Origin of the sequence: Christiangramia lutea (assembly GCF_022489035.1) — a bacterium.
Taxonomy (GTDB): Bacteria; Bacteroidota; Bacteroidia; order Flavobacteriales; family Flavobacteriaceae; genus Christiangramia; species Christiangramia lutea.
Genome location: NZ_JAKVTV010000005.1, coordinates 221,341 through 240,145 on the forward strand (window position 1 = coordinate 221,341; position 18,805 = coordinate 240,145).

Below are 18,805 nucleotides of genomic sequence, written 5' to 3' on the forward strand. Positions count from 1 at the left end.
TTGATTATTGGTTGATAGTTAATTTAGCAATTCCTTCACCTTCAATGGCTACGTAAATGTTTCCGTCGGGTCCCTGTCGCACATCTCTAATTCTTCCGGAATCCTCCAGTAATTTAGTCCTTTTGCTGATCTTTTTTCCTTCTAATTCCAGAAGTTCAAGATATTGAAATTTTAAAGAACCTACGAGTAAATTTCCTTGAAGCTCTGGAAACTTATCTGAAGAAACATAGGCAAATCCGCTGGGAGCTATAGAAGGTAACCAGTAAAAGATGGGATCTTCGAACTCAGGTTTGCTTCTTTCATCTGTTATAGAAGTACCATCGTAATTTTCTCCATAAGTGACTATGGGCCACCCGTAATTTGCGCCTTTCTTAACGACGTTTATTTCATCTCCACCCTTAGGCCCATGTTCATGCACCCAGATCTCCCCGGTTTCAGGGTTCAGGATCATACCTTGCGGATTCCTGTGTCCATAAGAATAGATGGCTTCCACGGCGTCTTCCTCACCAACAAATGGATTATCTGAAGGAACACTACCATCATCATTTAGCCTGTAAACTTTACCATTATCTCTGGTAATGTCTTGAGGATTTACATCTCTGGCTCCGCGTTCTCCGGCACTGAAAAACAAATGTCCGTTTTTATCAAAAGCAATCCTTGATCCAAAATGCTGACCTTTAGTTGTATTAGGCGTAGCTTTATACAGAACTTCCTTGTTTGTTAACCGTTCTCCTTCAAGTTTAGCCCTCATCAAAGCCGTATTTCCACCTTCACCTTCTCCTTCTTTTGAAGAATAGGTTAGGTAGATCCAGCCATTGCTTTGGTAATCTGGATGTAGCACTACATCTAGCAGGCCACCCTGTCCGCGATCATAGACATCTGGGGCTCCCTGTATTTTCGTCTTATTACCATCCTTAAAATGGATGATCTCGCCTTTCTTTTCTGTAATAAGCATGCTTCCATCAGGAAGAAAGGTGAACCCCCATGGAATATCGAGGTCTTCAACCACCATTTCATAGGAGTATTTATCTGAACTTTCGGCTTCTATGGGATCTGGAACTTCAGTTGGTTCCTGTACCTGTTCCTGCGCATTCTCCTGATTTTCATCTGCCTGGGCAGTATCAGTATCTTTTCCATTTTCTCCACAGGCGATCAGGCTTAAAGCAAGTCCGGAGGCCAGTAAATATTTTCTCATAGCATTCGTTTTTATAGGTATAATAAGCATTAAGTAAACTAAGATATAAAAAATTAAAAGTTTTCATTGCGGGAGATTAATAATTCTTATATTTGCCGCCCAATTATGGTTGAAACGCCATTACGGGGTGTAGCGTAGCCCGGTTATCGCGCCTGCTTTGGGAGCAGGAGGCCGCAGGTTCGAATCCTGCCACCCCGACCAAAAAAAAGCCTGTTGATCTTTCAACAGGCTTTTTTGTTTTCTATATTTTCAATTTATTAGGACTTATATTAAGTGCCTTTTCATACAGAAATACATAGATAAAGCCCTAAGATGTATGTTAGGCCATTCCATTTATACTTTCAGCAATAAATAGTTTTAATTCCATTAATGAGCCCTTATTACCTGGGATTAGCTCTACACTTTCATTTTCCAAAAAATCACTTTTGAGATATGATCATTTTAAGCCTTGTCATAGCATTTCCCCAGTTCTTAATATAATTTTCAATATTTTTAATAACGGATAGTAATCCAATTGCAATCCTGAAACCAACCCATGCTCGACCGGATCATAAAATTTAGTATTACCCATAAACTAATAGTCCTTTTATTGACGCTCTTTGTTATTGCTTTTGGTCTTTTCTCTCTTTCCCAGGTTCCTATCGGGGCGGTTCCAGACGTGACCAACAATCAGGTGCAGGTCATTACAACTTCCAAGAACCTTTCTACACAGGATATGGAGCAGTATATCACCTTACCCGTGGAACTGGAAATGACAAACCTACCCGGAGTAAAGGAAATAAGATCGGTTTCTAAATTCGGGATTTCGGTGGTTACCATTGTTTTCGAGGAAGACATGGGAACCTATTTGCCTCGACAACTAATTGCCGAAAAGATAAAATCTGCTTCTGAAAAGATCCCTGGAGGTTTTGGTAAACCTCAAATGGGACCTATAACCACGGGATTGGGCGAGATCTATCAGTATACCCTGGATACCAAACCGGGATTTGAAGATCAATACTCAGCTGAAGAGCTTAGAACCATCCAGGACTGGATCGTAAAGAGGCAACTCTCAGGAATTAAAGGTGTTGTGGAGATCAACGCCTGGGGTGGTTATGTGAAGGAATATGAAATTGCTATTAACACCAGTAAGTTGAACGCCATGGGGATTTCAATTTCTAAAGTTTTTACTGCTCTTCAAAATAATAATAGTATAGCAGGCGGCGGATATATTGAAAAGGTAAATCAGGCATTTTTTATTCGAGGGCAGGGTCGGGTAACTTCTCTTGATGATATTAGGAATATAGTTGTTAAAAACGAAACTGGGGTCCCGGTAAATATTAAAGATATCGCTGAAGTTGGTTTTGGTAGTGCAACCAGGTTTGGTGCTATTACTGCCAACGGTGAGGGTGAAACCGTGCTTGGCCAGGTTATGATGCTGAAAGGAGCCAATTCAGATAAGGTAATTAATGCGGTGAAAAAACGGGTAGATGAAATATCGAATTCTCTACCTGAGGGTATCATTATCAGACCTTTTTTAGACAGGAGCCAGTTAATAGAACGCACCACATTTACCATCGCCGAAAATCTCATCTTCGGTTGTTTGATCGTAGTTTTCGTTGTGGTATTACTGCTGGGAAATTTACGTTCCGGACTTGTGGTGGCATCGGTTATTCCATTATGTTTATTATTCGCCCTTTCCATGATGTATGTTTTTGGAGTGGATGCTAATCTTATGAGTCTGGGAGCGATAGATTTCGGGATCATAATTGATGGCGCGGTGATCATCGTTGAATATACTGCTTTCATGATCACGCGTAAACAGGGTGAGTATACCGGTCTGGAGAAAAATGAACTCAAACAGTTAAAGGACAGGGTAACCTACGAAAGTGCCTCTCATATGATGAATTCGGCCATTTTCGGGCAATTGATCATCCTTATCGTTTTTATCCCCATTTTGTCCCTGAGCGGGGTGGAAGGTAAAATGTTCCGGCCTATGGCGCTTACCTTCAGTTTTGCGCTTATAGGAGCAATAATCTTCTGTCTTACTTATGTGCCTGTAGCCTCGGCTATTTTTCTCAAGGCCAAAAAACCTTCAGAAAAGAACATTTCGGTTAGGCTCATTAATAGTTTGAACAATTTGTATGAGCCAGTTATTCACTGGGCTTTAGGCAAAAAAAAGCTTGTTCTGGGGCTTGCCTTAATAATATTGATTATAACTGGTTTTATTTTCAGCAGGATGGGGGGTGAATTTATTCCCCAGTTAGATGAAGGGGATTTTGTGATCCAGCCTGTGTTAAAAACCGGTACCTCTTTAAGCAGGACTATTGAAACCACGACCAGAATGGAAAAGATCCTGTTAGATAGTTTTCCTGAGGTAGAGCAGGTTGTAAGCCGTATTGGAGCAGCTGAGGTTCCTACAGATCCAATGTCTATGGAAGAAAGCGATGTTATTATTTCCCTAAAACCGAAAGATGAATGGGTGTCAGCCAAAACGAAGGATGAATTGGCCGATAAATTCAAGGAAGCACTTTCAGTTTTTCCTGGGATGGAACTAGAATTTACACAACCTATTGAAATGCGGTTTAATGAGCTTATCACTGGCGTTCGTGCAGATATTGCGATCAAGATATTTGGTGAAAATCTTGAAATTTTGAATTCGAGGGCGCAGCAGATAAAAGGAATGATTCAGGACGTTAAGGGAGCTGCAGATATTACCGTGGAAAAGATCATAGGGCTACCACAAATGAATGTGAAATATGATCGCCAAAAAATAGCCAGATACGGTCTTAATATCGCCGACCTTAACCGAATCATAACCATGGGCTTTGCCGGCGAAACCATGGGAAGCGTTTTTGAAGGAGAGAAACGTTTCGATATGGTGCTAAGGCTGCAGGAAGATAGCAGGAAGGATATTTCAAATTTGAAGAACTTATATGTTGATACACCCTCCGGAGAAAAACTTCCATTAAGTGAACTTGCAAGGATTACTTATCAAAAAGGTGCTGCCAAGATATCCCGTGATAATACGCAGCGTCGAATTGTTGTTGGTGTAAACGTAAGAGACAGCGACCTGCAAACCGTAGTGAACGAGATTCAGGAAATTGTAGATGCTAATATAAGTCTGCCGCCAGGGTACAGGATTACTTATGGCGGACAATTCGAAAATTTACAAAGTGCTACTAAAAGGTTAAAAGTGGCAGTTCCTATTGCTTTAATCCTAATATTGATATTGCTTTATTTCGCTTTTGGAACTTTTAGGGAAGCTATTATGATATTTTCAGGGATCCCTCTGGCCGCTGTAGGTGGAGTACTTTTATTATGGCTTCGAGGCATGCCATTCAGTATTTCAGCTGGTGTGGGATTTATTGCTCTTTTTGGGATAGCAGTACTTAACGGTATTGTGCTAATAGAGCATTTTAAAGCATTAAGGGAAAAAGGAATGAAGAATATAGATAAAGTGGTGGTTAATGGCTCCCAGGACCGTCTTCGAGCCGTACTTTTAACCGCATCTGCTGCAGCCCTGGGATTTTTGCCCATGGCGGTATCCACCGGTGCGGGGGCAGAGGTGCAGCGTCCTTTGGCTACCGTAGTGATTGGAGGTTTAATCACATCTACCTTACTTACACTCGTAGTACTTCCGGTGATCTACTCAAAGTTCAGTAAAGTAAATGTGAAAAAGGAGGCTAGAGCTAATTCCAGGATCAAACCACTATGTATAATCTTGTTTTTATTAAGCGTACCAACTTTTTCCCAGGAAGGAGAAATTACCAGGATTAGAAATTTTGAAGAATTGCAGTTATTAGCTTTGGAAAATAATGTCGGGCTAAAAGCATCTGCCTTAAGATTGGACGAGGCAGATGCCCGTACCGGAAGTGCCTTTACATTTGATAAAACTGAGGCTTACTTCGGAACAGATGAAAGCAACCTCTCGAACAATGAAAGTCTTGATGTTTTCGGGGTAAAGCAAATGTTCAATTTTCCCACTTTATACTTCAGCAGGCAGAAACTTGCCAAAAATAAGTATGAACAGGAGCAGAACATCTTCCGCCTGAAAGAATTGAAACTGAAACAAGAACTGGCAAGTGTCTATTACGAGATTCAGTATGAAAAGGCCAGGATATCTGTTTTGGAGGATCTGGACAGCCTTTACCAGAAGTTCGCTTATGCTGCTAAAAGACGTTTTGAACTGGGAGAAACAAATTACCTTGAAAAAATCACCGCGAAGTCCAAGAATAAACAACTTGAAACAAATCTTAACCAGGCTAGAAACGAACTAAATATTTCCCAGGAAAAGCTCAAAGCCTTACTTAATATTAAATCAGACATTTTCATTGAAAAGATACCTTTTGATAAGTTAAGCATCACCAACCTGGGAATTGAGAAAAATCCTGGGATTGATCTATATGATTCAAGGCACAGGATTTTCGAAGCAGAAGCGAATCTCGAAAAGCAAAATCTACTGCCAGATATTAGTCTTACCTATTTTCAATGGAATAACGATGTCATTCAGGAACCTTTACAAGGTTATCAGGTAGGAATTCATATCCCACTATTATTCTTCGGAAATTCTTCAAAAATCAAGGCGGCGAATATTGCTAAAGAGGCGGCAATGCTGGAAAATTTGGACTATAAGATCCGGCTAGGTTCAGAATATACCCAGTTCTCACAGTTGCTTAGAAAACATGAAGTAGCTCTTTTGTATTATGAAAATGAAGGAAAAGAACTTTCTGAAGAGATCATAAAAACTGCCAATATTAGCTATAAAAATGGAGAGATCGATTTCTTTGAATATATACAGAGCCTTGAAAATTCATTCGAGATCATTCTCTCTTACTATGAAAACCTCAATACGTATAATCAAACCGTAATTCGGCTGAATTATTTAACCCTTTAAAATAATTTCATGAAAATATATATCCTCAATATTTACTTTATTATCTCTGTTGGTTTTATTTTTTTTTCCTGTGGAAATTCAGAAAGGGAAAGCGATGAAAAAGCGAATAATGTTTTAAGAAAAGATGAAGTCATTCAGGTGAGTCTCCAACAGTTTGAAAACAGTGAAATGAAACTGGGGAAAATCCAGGAAAAGGAATTTCCATTAAGTGTTGAGGCCACTGGGATCATCGATGTTCCGCCAGAAAATAAGGCTGTGATCAATTCATATACAAGTGGCTATGTTAAAGAAACTAAGCTTCTTATTGGTGATAAGGTTAAAAAAGGTCAGTTTTTGGTTAGCCTGGAGAACCCAGATTATATTCAGATGCAACAAGACTACCTTGATGCCATGGAACAAATGAAATATTTGAAATCTGAGTATGACAGGCAGGAAAAACTAATGGCTGAAAATATTACCTCTGAAAAGAACTTCCTCAAAGCTGAAAGTGATTATAAACGCAACCGTTCTAGGTACTCGGCATTAAGGAAAAAATTACAAATGCTAAACCTGGATCCGGAAGCTGTGGAAAATGGTGCTATTTCTTCGGTTATACGGATCTATGCGCCTATTTCTGGGAATATCACCGAATTGAACATCAAAAATGGGATGTATGTAACCGCTTCCACTGCACTTATGCAGATCGTAGACCGTGATCATGTTCATATAGAACTTGATGTTTTTGAAAAAGATGTGATGAAAATTAAAAAAGGGCAGGAGATCAGATTTCTTATTCCTGAAGCTCAAAGTGATACCATTAAAGGTATAGTACACCTGGTTGGGAATTCTATTAGTGATCAAAAAAGAACTGTGAAGGTGCATGGACATTTCATGGATAATGAAGACCAGAAAGATCTCGCTACCGGCATGTTTGTTCAGGCATATGTAATAACCAAATCGAAAAAAGAAAAAGCTTTGCCCGAAATTAGTATTGTTTCTTTAGAGGAGGACGATTATGTACTGGTGCTTGAAGGAAAGAACGATTCAGGTTTTTCTTTTAGGCGAGAAAAGGTTACGGTTGGTGATTCCTTTGATGGATTTACCGTTATAAAGAACAGTTCAGATTTCAACGAAAATGATCAATTTTTAACGAAAGGATCTTTTCCTTTGATCACAGAATAATGACATTATAATCAAATTGGAATTAACCACCACTTAATTTTATCCTTATAAATTATATTATGAGATTTTTATTTACAGCTCTGTTATTTACCTGCTTTTCAGTTTTTTGTCAGGACTACCAAAGTTTTAAAGTGAATGATGGGAGTATAGCCTTTAGAACCTATGGAGAAGGTGATCCAATCCTAATTATAAATGGAGGGCCTGGGTTGAACAGTACAGGTTTTTCAGAATTGGCCGAAATACTGTCTGAAAATAATATGACTATTATTTATGATCAACGAGGTACCGGGAATTCTGCCTTAACTGAAAAAAGTTCCTCCAGTTTTACAGTGGATCTCATGGTGGAAGATATTGAGAAACTTAGAAAACACCTGGGGATAGAACAGTGGGTGATCCTGGGGCATTCTTTTGGAGGAATGCTGGCCTATGCTTATGCTGCTGAACATCCAGAAAGGGTGAAGGGAATGATACAATCTCATAGCGGAGGAATGAGTCTTCAAAATACCGGAAGGTTTGATATAAGGAATCAATTAGAACCTGCTGAAAATGATAGTCTGGTTAGGTATATGGCTAAGGCTCAAATAAAACCTGGAAATCTTATAATAGAAAAAAAACGAGCCCTGTATATGGCTAAAGCCTATCTCTACGAGGCTGAACATGAAGCCACGGTAGCAGAAAGGTTACTTCAGGTAGATAGGGAGGTCAATTCTATGGTCTGGTCAAATATGCGTGCCCTCAATTTTGATAAAACTTCCGAAATGAAGGTCTTTACAAATCCGGTTTTAATTTTACACGGACTGCAGGATGTGGTACCGATGGAAATTGCTGAAAAAGCTGATTCCATTTTGCCTAATTCAGAATTGGTGAAGATAGACCGCTGTGGGCATTATGGCTGGCTGGACAGGCCAGAAATTTATCTTAAAGAGATAAAAGCTTTTCTGTCAAATAATTCTTAAATACTCCAGCTTAATTGATTTAGCCTTCTGTTATCATTAAATTCCGGATTTTAAAAACCTATGGATATATCTGATATAAAAGCAACTATTACACTGCATAACGGAGTAAAAATGCCCTACCTGGGCCTTGGGGTCTACAAAGCAGAAGATGGAAAGGAAGTGAAAAACGCGATTCATTATGCGCTGGAGGCAGGTTACCGACTAATAGATACCGCAGCATTTTATGATAATGAGGAAGGAGTAGGTACTGCAATAAGCTCTTCCAATATTCCAAGGGAAGATATCTTTGTAACTTCCAAACTCTGGATAGACGACCAGGGTAAAGAAAATACCAGGAAGGCTTTTGAAAACTCCCTAAAGAAACTTGGTTTCGAATACCTCGATCTCTACTTAATTCACTGGCCTGTCCCAGGAAAATTTCTGGAAAGCTGGAAGGTTCTACAAAAGTTGTATGAAGATGGTAAGGTAAAAGCTATAGGAGTTAGTAATTGTCTTCAGCATCATCTGGAAAGTATCAAGGATTTAGGAGGCATTCAGCCCATGGTGCTTCAGAATGAATTTCATCCAAAATTAATTCAGCAGGAACTAATTGATTATTGTAGAAAGAATGCTATTCAATATCAGGCCTGGTCACCTCTCATGCGGGGAGAGATCCTGGATCATAAAATCCTTAAAGACTTAGCCGAAGAGCATAAAAAAACTATCGCACAGATCGTGCTGAGATGGGATCTTGAAAAAGGTGTGGCTAGTATTCCAAAAAGTGTACATAAAGACAGAATTATTGAGAACGCCAACATTTTTGATTTTGAATTATCTCCAGATGATATTCAAAAAATTGATGCGCTGGAAAACCATACCAGGACAGGTGCTCATCCAGATAAATTCATGGAGTATTTCAGGAAAAAAGGGGTGATCGTTTAATTTTTAATTAAACTTTGATAATTAAAATAAAGCTGTTTTATTTGCAGAATAATCGGGATGTGGCGCAGTCTGGTAGCGTATACGCCTGGGGGGCGTGGGGTCGCAGGTTCAAATCCTGTCATCCCGACAACATAATTCAACCTTCGATAATCAAGCTATCGAAGGTTTTTAATTTTAATTCAGTTTTGATTCAAATAATGAACTTCAGAAAGTTCATTAAGTTTTTGGGCTGCCTGTTCTGCAGTTATATCCCTTTGCGGACCGGCGAACATTTCATAGCCTACCATAAATTTCTTTACCGTAGCCGATCTTAATAATGGAGGATAAAAACTCATATGAAAATGCCATTCTGGATATTCTTTTCCATCTGTGGGGATTTGATGGATTCCTGAAGAATATGGAAAACTTGTCTCAAATAGATTGTCATATTTGATCGTTAGCTTTTTAAGAATTTCTGCAAAAGCCTTCTCCTCCAGCTCATTTAACTTACCAATATGTTGTAGATGCCTTTTTGGAATGATCATCGCTTCAAATGGCCATACCGCCCAAAAAGGGATAAGCGCTGCGAAATGCTCATTTTCTTCCAGAATCCTGTCTCCTGATTTTAATTCCTGAACCAGGTAATCTCCTAAAAGGCTACGTTTATTTTCTTCCCAGTATTCTTTAAATTTTATAGATTTCTTTAAGATTTCTGTAGGCACCGCAGATTGAGACCAGATCTGCCCGTGGGGATGAGGATTGCTGCAACCCATAATAGCTCCTTTATTTTCAAAGATCTGCACATAATTGATGTCCTGTTTACCTCCTAATTCCAAGTATTCTTTCTTCCACATTTGGATAACCTTGGTAATATCCTCTTCCTTCATTAAGGGCAGGGTGAGCGAATGATCTGGAGAAAAACAAACTACCTTACAAATTCCCTTTTCACTTTCAGCATGCAATAGCCCTTTCTTGTAATCGATCCTAGGAGTTTCGGGTAGGAGAGAGGAGAAGTCGTTTACGAAAGTATAAGGTTCTTTGTAATTGGGATTAGTATCCCCACTTGCACGGGTATTTCCGGGGCAGAGATAACAGGATGGATCATATTTTTCCTTTTTTATCTTTCCGCTCTCTTCTGTTTTTCCCTGCCACGGACGTTTGGTGCGATGGGGAGAAACCAATATCCATTCTCCCGTGAGAATATTATATCGTCTATGCGGAATATTATTTATTCTGGTATTCATTACTTCTAGGATCTTTTTTCTATTTGAGTTCCAGAATCTGGAGCAACAATTATGGCATCGAGTTTTATATTGAATTTTTGAAAGTAGGCTTTTGAGATTTCTTCAACATAGGGATCAATTTCGATTTGTTCTATTAAATTCAAAGTACAGCCTCCAAAGCCGCCACCCACCATCCTGGAACCGTAGATAAAATCTTTTTTCCTTGAATAATCCACCAGGAAATCCAGTTCGGGGCAACTCACTTCATAATTATTTTGAAGGCCTTCATGGGAAGCGTACATAAGTTTCCCAAACTCATAAAGATTTCCGTTTTTCAAGCTACTTGTGGCTTTTAAAACCCGTTCATTTTCTTTTAAAACATATACACAGCGGGAATAGATTACAGGATCTAATCGGTCCTGATATTGTTTTAAAAGCTGAAAATCAACATCTCTAAGGGAATATACCTCTGGATTTTCTTTCTGTATAATTTTTACAGCTGTTTCGCATTCCTCCCGGCGGATATTGTATTCACTTTCCGCAAGATTATGAGAGATATTGGTATTAAGTAATAACAATTTATGATCTCTAAAATCTGCAGGTATGTATTCGGCTTCCAAGGTTTTACAGTCAAGTTTGATCAAATGATCTTTTCGGCTCATTACAGAGGCATATTGATCCATGATTCCGCAACTATTTCCAACAAAATCATTTTCTGCTTTTTGAGAAAGTTTTACTATTTCCAGGTCGGTCAGTTCGAGATTAAATAGAACATTCAAACCGCTGGCCACGCCACATTCCAGGGCAGCAGAAGAACTTATTCCCGCTCCTATTGGAAGTCTACTTTCTATTAAACAATCGAAGCCATTCAGTTTTTTTCCTAATTTCTGGATCTGGTCTACTATTCCTAGAATATAATTCTCCCATCCCTCACCTTTCGGAAGATCCTTTTCCAACATGAAATCAAATCCTTTTTTATAGGTTTCGCTATAAATCCTGCAGGTTTTTCCCCGATTTGACTTAAATCTTAGTTGTATCTTTTTATCGATGGCCGTAGGAAGAACAAACCCCTGGTTATAATCTGTATGTTCACCTATCAGGTTTATTCTTCCTGGAGAATAAACTTTAACCGTATAATCCTTCCCAATTAGATTTTCTATTCTTTCCATTGTTTAATTCTAATAAGCAAAGATAATAAATGTATAAAATACATTTAAAGTATATAAGGTTGAAATTTATCCTTTTTCATTTAAAATAAGCTAAATGAAATAATAACACCCTAAACAGCATCTAATCTTAAGCTATTAAAGGACCTTCTTTTGTACGTATCCTGTGGAAAAAAATACCTTACGGAACACGGAGATTGTTTTTCCATTCAATCCCATGATACTTTTGAACAAACAGGTTGGAGGTGATGTTGGTAACGGTAAAACAGTCATTGAAATTTAGAAATGGTTAATGTGGCTGAAAAATTTAAGACCAATAACAGAAATGGTTAGCTTGATTTGCCTTCTTGAAAATATTTTCCTTTATATCAGATTTCAGGATCCCCTCTGAATATTTCAATCAGGTTAAGAATGAGGATACAAAAAACAACCCAGATCAATCCGGCAATAAAACCTCCGGCTATATCGGTTGGAAAATGAACCCCCAGGTATATCCGGCTAATTCCAATACTCAGAATTATAAACGAAAGCAAGACAATTAGGCTTACTTTTAGAATCTTGTTCATTCTGAATTTCGTACATAGATAGATGAGGAAACCGTAAAACGCCATGGCGCTCATGGCATGACCGCTGGGATAACTTAAAGTTTCAACCGACACCATATGTTCGATCCCGGGCCTTGCTCTATCGATAAAGCGTTTAAGCATCATATTAGAGGAAACTGCAAGTATCAAAACCAAGGTGGTTTGTAAAACGAATTTCCATCTTTTAAAGATCAATCTGGAAATTAGAAAATAGATCGAGACCACCACCAGATATCCGTAGAGGTCACCAACTTCAGTCATAAAAATGAAGAATTTAGTGAGGCCTGGATTGCGATATGAAATTATTTCCTTAGTGACGGTTTCATCGAAGTCTGCAATCGCTTCAGTCTTTAAACTATCGGTAAGTTCAATGAATAAATTTATGCTTCCCACCACGACGAACAGGGCGATGATCATAATTATGATATACGGCAGTTTATGGTCGTAATCCTTATAGGTCTGAACAAGTACTTTTTTTATTCTTGAGATAAATTCAATTAAAGTCTTCCTCATAAATTTAAAATTTGAAGGAATAACCTATTAAATAATTACCATCACCACTACTAAAGGTTAGTTGCATATGCTTTTGCTGATATTCCGAAGTAAAGATAAGATTGCTTCCCAAACCAATGGCAGCACCTGCCAGAACATCCAGGATATCATGTTTTTTGGAATCTATTCTGCTGGCAGCTGTAAATCCTGCGAGGACGTATGCGGGAATACTGTAGTTGAAGCCATATCTTTTATGCACATATCCTGCACTATGAAAGACCGTTGAAGTATGGCCTGAAGGGAATGAATTTTCATTACTCTCGTCCGGACGTGGTTTGTTGATCCCTAATTTCAACCCGAAGGTTACGGCTTCGGTTAATAGAAGTCCTTTTGTAAATTGCCATGCGCCCTTATTATCACCAATTATAAAACTTGTACCCAGGGTTGCGGCTGGAAGGGCAATAAGGATCACATCTCCAATCTTTTGAGTGGTTCCAACCTCTGGCTGGGTTTCGCTGGTATCCTGGGCAGCTGCCAACTGGAAGAACAGCAGGCAGAAAACGATAAATAACGGAAGTGTTGAAGATTTATAACTTTTCAATCTGAGGCTGAATTTTAAACGTTTTAAATAGGATTCTTACTTCAAAATTTAATGAAGAACTTTGAGTTACTGGTCTTGTGATGTTTACCTAAACAAATCTAAATATCCTTGCAGCCTTTATTCTTATTATTTTATTAATATTTTTTCAATCATGAGTTCCTTTAAACCATTCTCGATTCTGAAATCAGGTTATAAATTACATTATTCCTAGCAGCTCTGCTTTTTTCTTATCTCATTTCAAAAAAGTAATTACCCTTCATTTTTAAAATTCTGAAGCCATGGAAACAGGACAATTTAATACCTAAAATGCACGATTAACTTCAACAAATCAAGTACATCCGATGGCATCCGGAAATATGGGGTGTAACTTGGCCACCAAAGTTGGCTTTAACAGGGACGCTAATAGGGTCATTTAAAAAGTTTATCCTTCAGGAAAAGATCATCATGGATACGGCTCAGAAGGTATTTTCAGAAAGAAATGATACTGTAGATCTTTTTGTTTGGTACGATGATCGAGATTTCCCCCTGCGGTTGAAGAGACAGATCAAATTGCGCAACATGCTGAATTCTTTTCTTTTGGAACAGATGACTTAACGCAGATGGTATATGGTTTTTCAAGAGATGATGCTAGAAAATTTCTCCCAGTATATTATGAAAAAGGTCTCTTACAGGATGATTTATTCGAAAAATGAGACCACGAAGAGGTTGGGCAAATAGTGAATTCGGGAATTGAAAATGGAAAAAGTATGAATTAGAACATGAAAATCGGGATTTGCGGGGAACATGGTGGTGAAACTTCCTCTATAGGGTTTTGTTACCGTGCCGGAATGAATTACGTAAGTTGTTTACCTTCCTGAGTGCCCTTCGAAAGGTTCGCATCGGCGCAGGCCCCGATTAAGGCAAAAGTTCGAGTATTTTAATCAATAATTGAAAATCAAAACTATAAACCGCAACTGGTAATTTTTCTTCAGTTTTTTAATTAAGGATCGATTGATTAAAAAATATTATAAGAACTAAGACTTTTCGCTTTTTTTTATCTTTCTTTTAATTTAAAATGTTAATTTGTGCTAAATTATTGAGACTTTTGGTAGTTGTGCTAATTGAATTCAGAATTCGAATAAGAGTCTTTATCTCAGAAAAATCGATTTTAAGAAAATATAATTTATGTCCTTTCAAATAATTGAACAACCTACTACCTATGATGTGTGCATTGTAGGTTCAGGAGCAGGCGGGGGAATGGCCGCAAAAATACTTTCAGAAAAAGGTTTTAAGATCGCCTTGCTAGAGGCAGGCCCCGATTTTGATCCAGCAAATTCCGAACAGCGAACGCAATTACGGTGGCCCTACGAGTCCCCAAGAAGAGGTGCCGGTACTCAGCGTGCTTTTGGAGATTTTGATATGGCCTATGGTGGTTGGAATATAGACGGAGAACCCTATACAAAAGAAAGAGGAACTGAATTCGACTGGTTCAGGTCCAGAATGGTAGGTGGAAGAACGAATCACTGGGGAAGAATTTCCCTTAGGTTTGGTCCGCTGGACTTTAAAAGAAAGGATTTCGATGGCAAAGGAGATAACTGGCCTATTGGATATGACGATGTTAAGCCATACTATGATAAAGTTGATAAATTAATTGGAGTTTTTGGAACCAAAGAAAACATGCCAAATGAGCCGGATGGATATTTTTTACCTCCTCCAAAACCCAGGCTACACGAACTTTACTTTAAAAAGGGAGCAGAGAAGGTAGGAGTTCCCATGATTCCTTCAAGGCTATCAATCCTGACAAAACGAGTTAATAAAAAACGTCAGGCCTGCTTTTACTGTAATCAATGTGCCAGGTCGTGTACAGTATATGGAGATTTTTCATCCTCATCGGTTTTGGTAAAGCCAGCACGTGAAACCGGGAACGTAGACATGTTTGTGAATGCCATGGTACGGGAAGTTATCACTGATGGTAACGGTAAGGCTACGGGAGTTCATTACATAGATAAAACAGATTCCAAAGACTATAGGGTAAAGGCAAAAGTGGTCATCCTGGCTGCAAGCGCCTGTAGCTCGGCAAGAATATTATTGAATTCAAAATCCTCCGTACATCCGAACGGACTGGCGAACTCCAGCGAGGTGGTTGGAAAATATCTTCACGATTCTACGGGATCTTCCCGAATGGCTTTCATTCCTTCTCTTATGGATAGAAAGCGGTATAACGAGGACGGAGTAGGAGGAATGCACCTGTATACTCCGTGGTGGTTAAATGACAGAAAAGATTTAGGTTTTACCCGAGGTTATCATATTGAATACTGGGGAGGTATGGGAATGCCTTCATATGGATTCGGCTTCAATATGGAAAGTCTTAACGGAATGGTGCCTGGCCTTAACGGTGAAACCAAAAAAGCAGGTGGTTATGGTGTAGGTCTCATGGAAGATGTGAAGCGGTTCTATGGATCTACCTTAGGATTATCTGGTCGTGGAGAGAGTATCCCGCGTGCTGAAAATCGTTGTGAGATCGATAATAACAAAGTAGATAAATATGGAATACCTGTTTTAAAATTCCATTACAAGTGGAGTGATGAAGAAGTGAAACAGGCAGCGCATATGCAGGATACGTTCGAAGAGATCATTAGTGGTATGGGCGGAATCGCTCTCGGGCAAAAACCTGGTAAAGAATCTAATTACGGACTTGAAAATCCTGGAAGGATTATTCATGAAGTTGGAACTACCAGGATGGGGAGCGACCCTAAAACTTCGGTACTTAATGAATATAATCAGGCGCATGATGTTCCTAACCTATTCGTGATGGACGGGGGAGGATTCGTTTCCCAGGCAGATAAAAACCCTACCTGGACCATCCTGGCCTTGGCCTGGAGAGCTTCAGATTACCTGGCGGAAGAATTAAAGAAAGGTAATGTTTAAAATAAGCAATCATGGATAGAAGAGAATCACTAAAAACGCTATTAATTGGTGGAGCAGGTTCCAGCTTATTGCTGAGTTGCAGACTGGATGATACTACAGATGTAAGCCAGATCACCGATATTAAGGAAAGAGAGTTTGATTATGGAAGGACTCCTGAAGAGGCCGCCCATGATGAAAAACTGATGGATGATAAGTTCTACACCGAAGCTGAGATCGCAACGATTGCTGTTCTTGCCGATATTATTATTCCTGGGGATGGAGAATATCCGCCAGCATCTGAAACCGGAGTCACCGACTTTATTGAATTTATCACTAAAGACATTCCGGAGCATAAAACACCGATGCGAGGAGGTTTAAAATGGCTAAGTCATGAGACCTATAAAAGGTATGAAAAGGAATTTATAGACTGTTCTAAAGAGGAACAAATTGAAATTGTAGAAGACATCGCCTATCCCGAGGAAGTTAAACCCGAATTGTCTCAGGGCGCTAATTTCTTCAGCCGTATAAGGAACCTTGTGACTACCGGCTATTTTACCAGTAAGGAAGGGATCGAATATCTTGGGTATATGGGTAACCGGCCCAACGTATGGGATGGAGTGCCAGAGGATGTACTTAAGAAACACGGGATGGAATATGACGAAAAAACACTGAAAAGGTCTATTAAACCTGAAGAACGAAATGATATCGCAGACTGGTCTAATTATGAGGTTTAATCCTTTAAAATTCAAAATCTTTATTACTATCAGGGCTCAAATAATTGGGTCCTGAGTTTTTTTGTCTAACAGTCCCTGTGGTAATTTTAATAAAATGGGGCTGCTTAACCAAGAAAAAGGTCAGTGCTTTGGCTTCGGTTAAGCTCTAACTTTCTAGCATAAGAACTACGTAGATAAATTAAATATGCACAATCATTAATTTAAAATTACGTGAATTATGAAAGTTGAATATATACTCCGGATTCGTTGTTTATACCGCTTATTACGTCGAAATTAACGACGAGGTAGCAGACTTTGACATACTAAGGGAAGTACAATTGTACGTGGACAGAGCAGTAAAAGATGTTGCAAGGACCAAGTATGTTTTTGAAACACATTTTCATGCCGATTTTGTTAGCGGACACCTGGACCTGAAGAATGAAGCTGGAGCAGAGATCGTTTTTGGACCGTTGGCTAAGCCTATATATGAAGCAACCATGGCACACCATGGAAAAGTACTATTTATCGCCTGATTGAAAAAAATGACAAGGAGTATGGGTTTGTTGCCGTTGACACCCTGTATATGGGGGATGTGGGCAGGCCAGACCTGGCTCAGCAAATAGTAGCCGAACTTACCGGAAGAATACTGGTAAGGCACTTAAAATACTCTCTTTAAAAAAATATCATGCCTTTTTGCGTTCTTTCACATTTCCTAGGAAATGTTGTTCCTGGTTTTAAAGAAATCACCTTCAAAAAGGTCATCCATGTTGAAAGTTTTTGCAAGACCAGAACTCATCCAGGAATCTTTTTTTTGGGAGAATTAACTAGTTAAATGGCTTAAATCTTCTAGAGTTATACTTCAGTTATTTTCAAATTTCCTTTGAGGTTAATCTATGTTAAACCCAAAAAACATGATGAAAAACAGATTTTAAAACATTTAATATCAGTAAATTAAGTTGTTTTTGTAACTGGGGTTGCTTTCCGGGATGGACAGATTGCTTAGCTTAGAAAAAATTAAAATCTATATAATGAAATATTATTTTAACAGAACGATCAAAGGTGATTTTGATAAGATAATGGACAGGGTGAGAAAGGAATTGGAAAAGGAGGGTTTTGGCGTATTAACCGAGATCAACGTAAATGAAACCTTTAAAAAGAAGCTGGATGTGGATTTTAGAAGATATCATATCCTGGGAGCTTGCAATGCACCCTATGCACATAAGGCGATTAGCAATGAAGATAAAATTGGTACAATGCTTCCATGTAACGTAATCCTTCAGCAGAAAGATAATGGTGAAGTTGAAGTTGCCGCAGTTAACCCGGTCGCATCCATGCAGGCAGTAGAGAATAATGAGCTGAATGATGTGGCAATGGAAATAGCCAAAAGACTTCTTAGAGTAGTTGAAAATGTTTAACAAGGATGGCAAAAAATGCCATCCTGTTCATTTTAGTTGGAAACCGGACTTATCATAATATGGGCTCTGTGAGTTCCAGGATCCATTAGCCACGGCATTCCCGGTGCTTCGGGTTTAGCTGGTAAACCTGTAGATTCTGTAGTGGCATAAGGCATATAAACCGCATACCTGAATTTCCCATTTTTAAGCTCACCCGTTTCCTTATTATAATCTTCTTCAGATCCTGAAAGTACATATAAAGTACTGGGGGAATCGGGCATTTTTAATTTGCCAGATTCAACTTCTTTTTTTCTGATCTCCCTTTTTTCTATTTCAGATTTTCCTTCTGCTTTAAGTTCACGCCCCCGGGCCATAAATGGCTCCAGTTTTATTGAATAGCAGGCAACCTGTATGCCATCGAAATTTGGATCATCTGCAATACACACTTTATTATTAGTGCCTTTTCTTAGCAGTACCACCTCGCCTGCATCATTATATCCATATACCATGGCTCCGTCGCGATCTTCAGCAGGAGCAGCCTGAACTGCGGTTTTTATCTGTATCTCTTCAGCAAGCGAATTGGATTGAGCATGGATCGAAAAATTCAGAAGAAAGACGGTCAAAATGATTAAAGTCCTCATATTTAGGTTTGATTTAG

General features: G+C 38.9%; 15 protein-coding genes, 2 tRNA genes and 1 pseudogene. 12 read left to right on the top strand and 6 right to left on the bottom strand.

What is annotated here, in order from left to right; genetic code table 11:
• Window positions 1–4: 4 nt before the first annotated feature.
• Entirely contained in the window at window positions 5–1,195 is a 1,191-nt protein-coding gene (locus tag ML462_RS14400) for a PQQ-dependent sugar dehydrogenase (protein WP_240714525.1), read from the bottom strand.
• A gap of 123 nt (window positions 1,196–1,318) precedes the next feature.
• On the opposite strand from ML462_RS14400, the gene ML462_RS14405 reads away from it, so the two are divergent.
• The 6 genes from ML462_RS14405 (at window position 1,319) to ML462_RS14430 (ending at window position 9,236) form a co-directional block, all read left to right on the top strand.
• Window positions 1,319–1,396 (top strand) — tRNA-Pro (locus ML462_RS14405).
• Between the two features lie 334 nt (window positions 1,397–1,730).
• Window positions 1,731–6,071, top strand: a complete 4,341-nt coding sequence (locus tag ML462_RS14410) for a CusA/CzcA family heavy metal efflux RND transporter (RefSeq protein WP_240714526.1) — start codon at window positions 1,731–1,733, stop codon at window positions 6,069–6,071.
• A 9-nt stretch (window positions 6,072–6,080) separates the two neighbouring features.
• Window positions 6,081–7,232: an efflux RND transporter periplasmic adaptor subunit gene (locus tag ML462_RS14415; RefSeq protein WP_240714527.1), complete on the top strand. Its 1,152-nt coding sequence runs from the start codon at window positions 6,081–6,083 to the stop codon at window positions 7,230–7,232.
• A gap of 59 nt (window positions 7,233–7,291) precedes the next feature.
• Complete coding sequence (locus ML462_RS14420) at window positions 7,292–8,188, top strand: alpha/beta fold hydrolase (RefSeq protein WP_240714528.1); 897 nt, start codon at window positions 7,292–7,294, stop codon at window positions 8,186–8,188.
• Window positions 8,189–8,248: 60 nt separating this feature from the next.
• Window positions 8,249–9,109: an aldo/keto reductase gene (locus ML462_RS14425; protein WP_240714529.1), complete on the top strand. Its 861-nt coding sequence runs from the start codon at window positions 8,249–8,251 to the stop codon at window positions 9,107–9,109.
• 53 nt (window positions 9,110–9,162) lie between these two features.
• Window positions 9,163–9,236, top strand: a tRNA-Pro gene (locus ML462_RS14430).
• A gap of 52 nt (window positions 9,237–9,288) precedes the next feature.
• Here the strand turns inward: ML462_RS14430 and ML462_RS14435 are convergent.
• From ML462_RS14435 to ML462_RS14450, 4 genes are all read right to left on the bottom strand, one after another.
• The gene (locus ML462_RS14435) at window positions 9,289–10,332 is read right to left on the bottom strand and encodes a UDP-glucose--hexose-1-phosphate uridylyltransferase (RefSeq protein ID WP_240714530.1); all 1,044 of its coding nucleotides are present in this window, start codon (window positions 10,330–10,332) and stop codon (window positions 9,289–9,291) included.
• A gap of 5 nt (window positions 10,333–10,337) precedes the next feature.
• On the bottom strand, window positions 10,338–11,480 hold the full coding sequence (gene galK, locus ML462_RS14440) for a galactokinase (protein WP_240714531.1): 1,143 nt from the start codon (window positions 11,478–11,480) through the stop codon (window positions 10,338–10,340).
• A 365-nt stretch (window positions 11,481–11,845) separates the two neighbouring features.
• Window positions 11,846–12,574: a phosphatase PAP2 family protein gene (locus tag ML462_RS14445; RefSeq protein WP_240714532.1), complete on the bottom strand. Its 729-nt coding sequence runs from the start codon at window positions 12,572–12,574 to the stop codon at window positions 11,846–11,848.
• 4 nt (window positions 12,575–12,578) lie between these two features.
• The gene (locus ML462_RS14450) at window positions 12,579–13,154 is read right to left on the bottom strand and encodes a phosphatase PAP2 family protein (protein WP_240714533.1); all 576 of its coding nucleotides are present in this window, start codon (window positions 13,152–13,154) and stop codon (window positions 12,579–12,581) included.
• Window positions 13,155–13,535: 381 nt separating this feature from the next.
• On the opposite strand from ML462_RS14450, the gene ML462_RS14455 reads away from it, so the two are divergent.
• The 6 genes and pseudogenes from ML462_RS14455 to ML462_RS14475 all read left to right on the top strand — a co-directional run bounded on the left by ML462_RS14455 (window position 13,536) and on the right by ML462_RS14475 (window position 18,168).
• Window positions 13,536–13,748: a hypothetical protein gene (locus ML462_RS14455; RefSeq protein ID WP_240714534.1), complete on the top strand. Its 213-nt coding sequence runs from the start codon at window positions 13,536–13,538 to the stop codon at window positions 13,746–13,748.
• Window positions 13,703–14,011 (top strand): annotated as a pseudogene (locus tag ML462_RS16195) (putative PEP-binding protein). The gene ML462_RS14455 and the pseudogene ML462_RS16195 overlap by 46 nt, the downstream one beginning before the upstream one ends.
• Window positions 14,012–14,318: 307 nt before the next feature.
• A complete protein-coding gene (locus ML462_RS14460) occupies window positions 14,319–16,061 on the top strand; it encodes a GMC family oxidoreductase (RefSeq protein WP_240714535.1) in 1,743 nt (580 codons plus the stop codon).
• Between the two features lie 11 nt (window positions 16,062–16,072).
• On the top strand, window positions 16,073–16,774 hold the full coding sequence (locus ML462_RS14465) for a gluconate 2-dehydrogenase subunit 3 family protein (protein ID WP_240714536.1): 702 nt from the start codon (window positions 16,073–16,075) through the stop codon (window positions 16,772–16,774).
• A gap of 224 nt (window positions 16,775–16,998) precedes the next feature.
• Window positions 16,999–17,286: an MBL fold metallo-hydrolase gene (locus ML462_RS14470; RefSeq protein WP_240714537.1), complete on the top strand. Its 288-nt coding sequence runs from the start codon at window positions 16,999–17,001 to the stop codon at window positions 17,284–17,286.
• Between the two features lie 495 nt (window positions 17,287–17,781).
• Window positions 17,782–18,168 (top strand): DUF302 domain-containing protein, encoded by a 387-nt coding sequence (locus ML462_RS14475; protein WP_240714538.1) that lies wholly within the window; start codon window positions 17,782–17,784, stop codon window positions 18,166–18,168.
• Between the two features lie 32 nt (window positions 18,169–18,200).
• Here the strand turns inward: ML462_RS14475 and ML462_RS14480 are convergent, their stop codons facing one another.
• A complete protein-coding gene (locus tag ML462_RS14480) occupies window positions 18,201–18,788 on the bottom strand; it encodes a hypothetical protein (RefSeq protein ID WP_240714539.1) in 588 nt (195 codons plus the stop codon).
• Window positions 18,789–18,805 lie beyond the last annotated feature (17 nt).

Coding starts and splice junctions, on each gene's coding strand:
- ML462_RS14410 (WP_240714526.1), top strand. CDS start 1,731: ATGCTCGACCGGATCATAAAATTTAGTATTACCCATAAACTAATAGTC.
- ML462_RS14420 (WP_240714528.1), top strand. CDS start 7,292: ATGAGATTTTTATTTACAGCTCTGTTATTTACCTGCTTTTCAGTTTTT.
- ML462_RS14425 (WP_240714529.1), top strand. CDS start 8,249: ATGGATATATCTGATATAAAAGCAACTATTACACTGCATAACGGAGTA.
- ML462_RS14435 (WP_240714530.1), bottom strand. CDS start 10,332: ATGAATACCAGAATAAATAATATTCCGCATAGACGATATAATATTCTC.
- ML462_RS14465 (WP_240714536.1), top strand. CDS start 16,073: ATGGATAGAAGAGAATCACTAAAAACGCTATTAATTGGTGGAGCAGGT.
- ML462_RS14480 (WP_240714539.1), bottom strand. CDS start 18,788: ATGAGGACTTTAATCATTTTGACCGTCTTTCTTCTGAATTTTTCGATC.
- ML462_RS14400 (WP_240714525.1), bottom strand. CDS start 1,195: ATGAGAAAATATTTACTGGCCTCCGGACTTGCTTTAAGCCTGATCGCC.
- ML462_RS14445 (WP_240714532.1), bottom strand. CDS start 12,574: ATGAGGAAGACTTTAATTGAATTTATCTCAAGAATAAAAAAAGTACTT.
- galK (WP_240714531.1), bottom strand. CDS start 11,480: ATGGAAAGAATAGAAAATCTAATTGGGAAGGATTATACGGTTAAAGTT.
- ML462_RS14475 (WP_240714538.1), top strand. CDS start 17,782: ATGAAATATTATTTTAACAGAACGATCAAAGGTGATTTTGATAAGATA.
- ML462_RS14415 (WP_240714527.1), top strand. CDS start 6,081: ATGAAAATATATATCCTCAATATTTACTTTATTATCTCTGTTGGTTTT.
- ML462_RS14460 (WP_240714535.1), top strand. CDS start 14,319: ATGTCCTTTCAAATAATTGAACAACCTACTACCTATGATGTGTGCATT.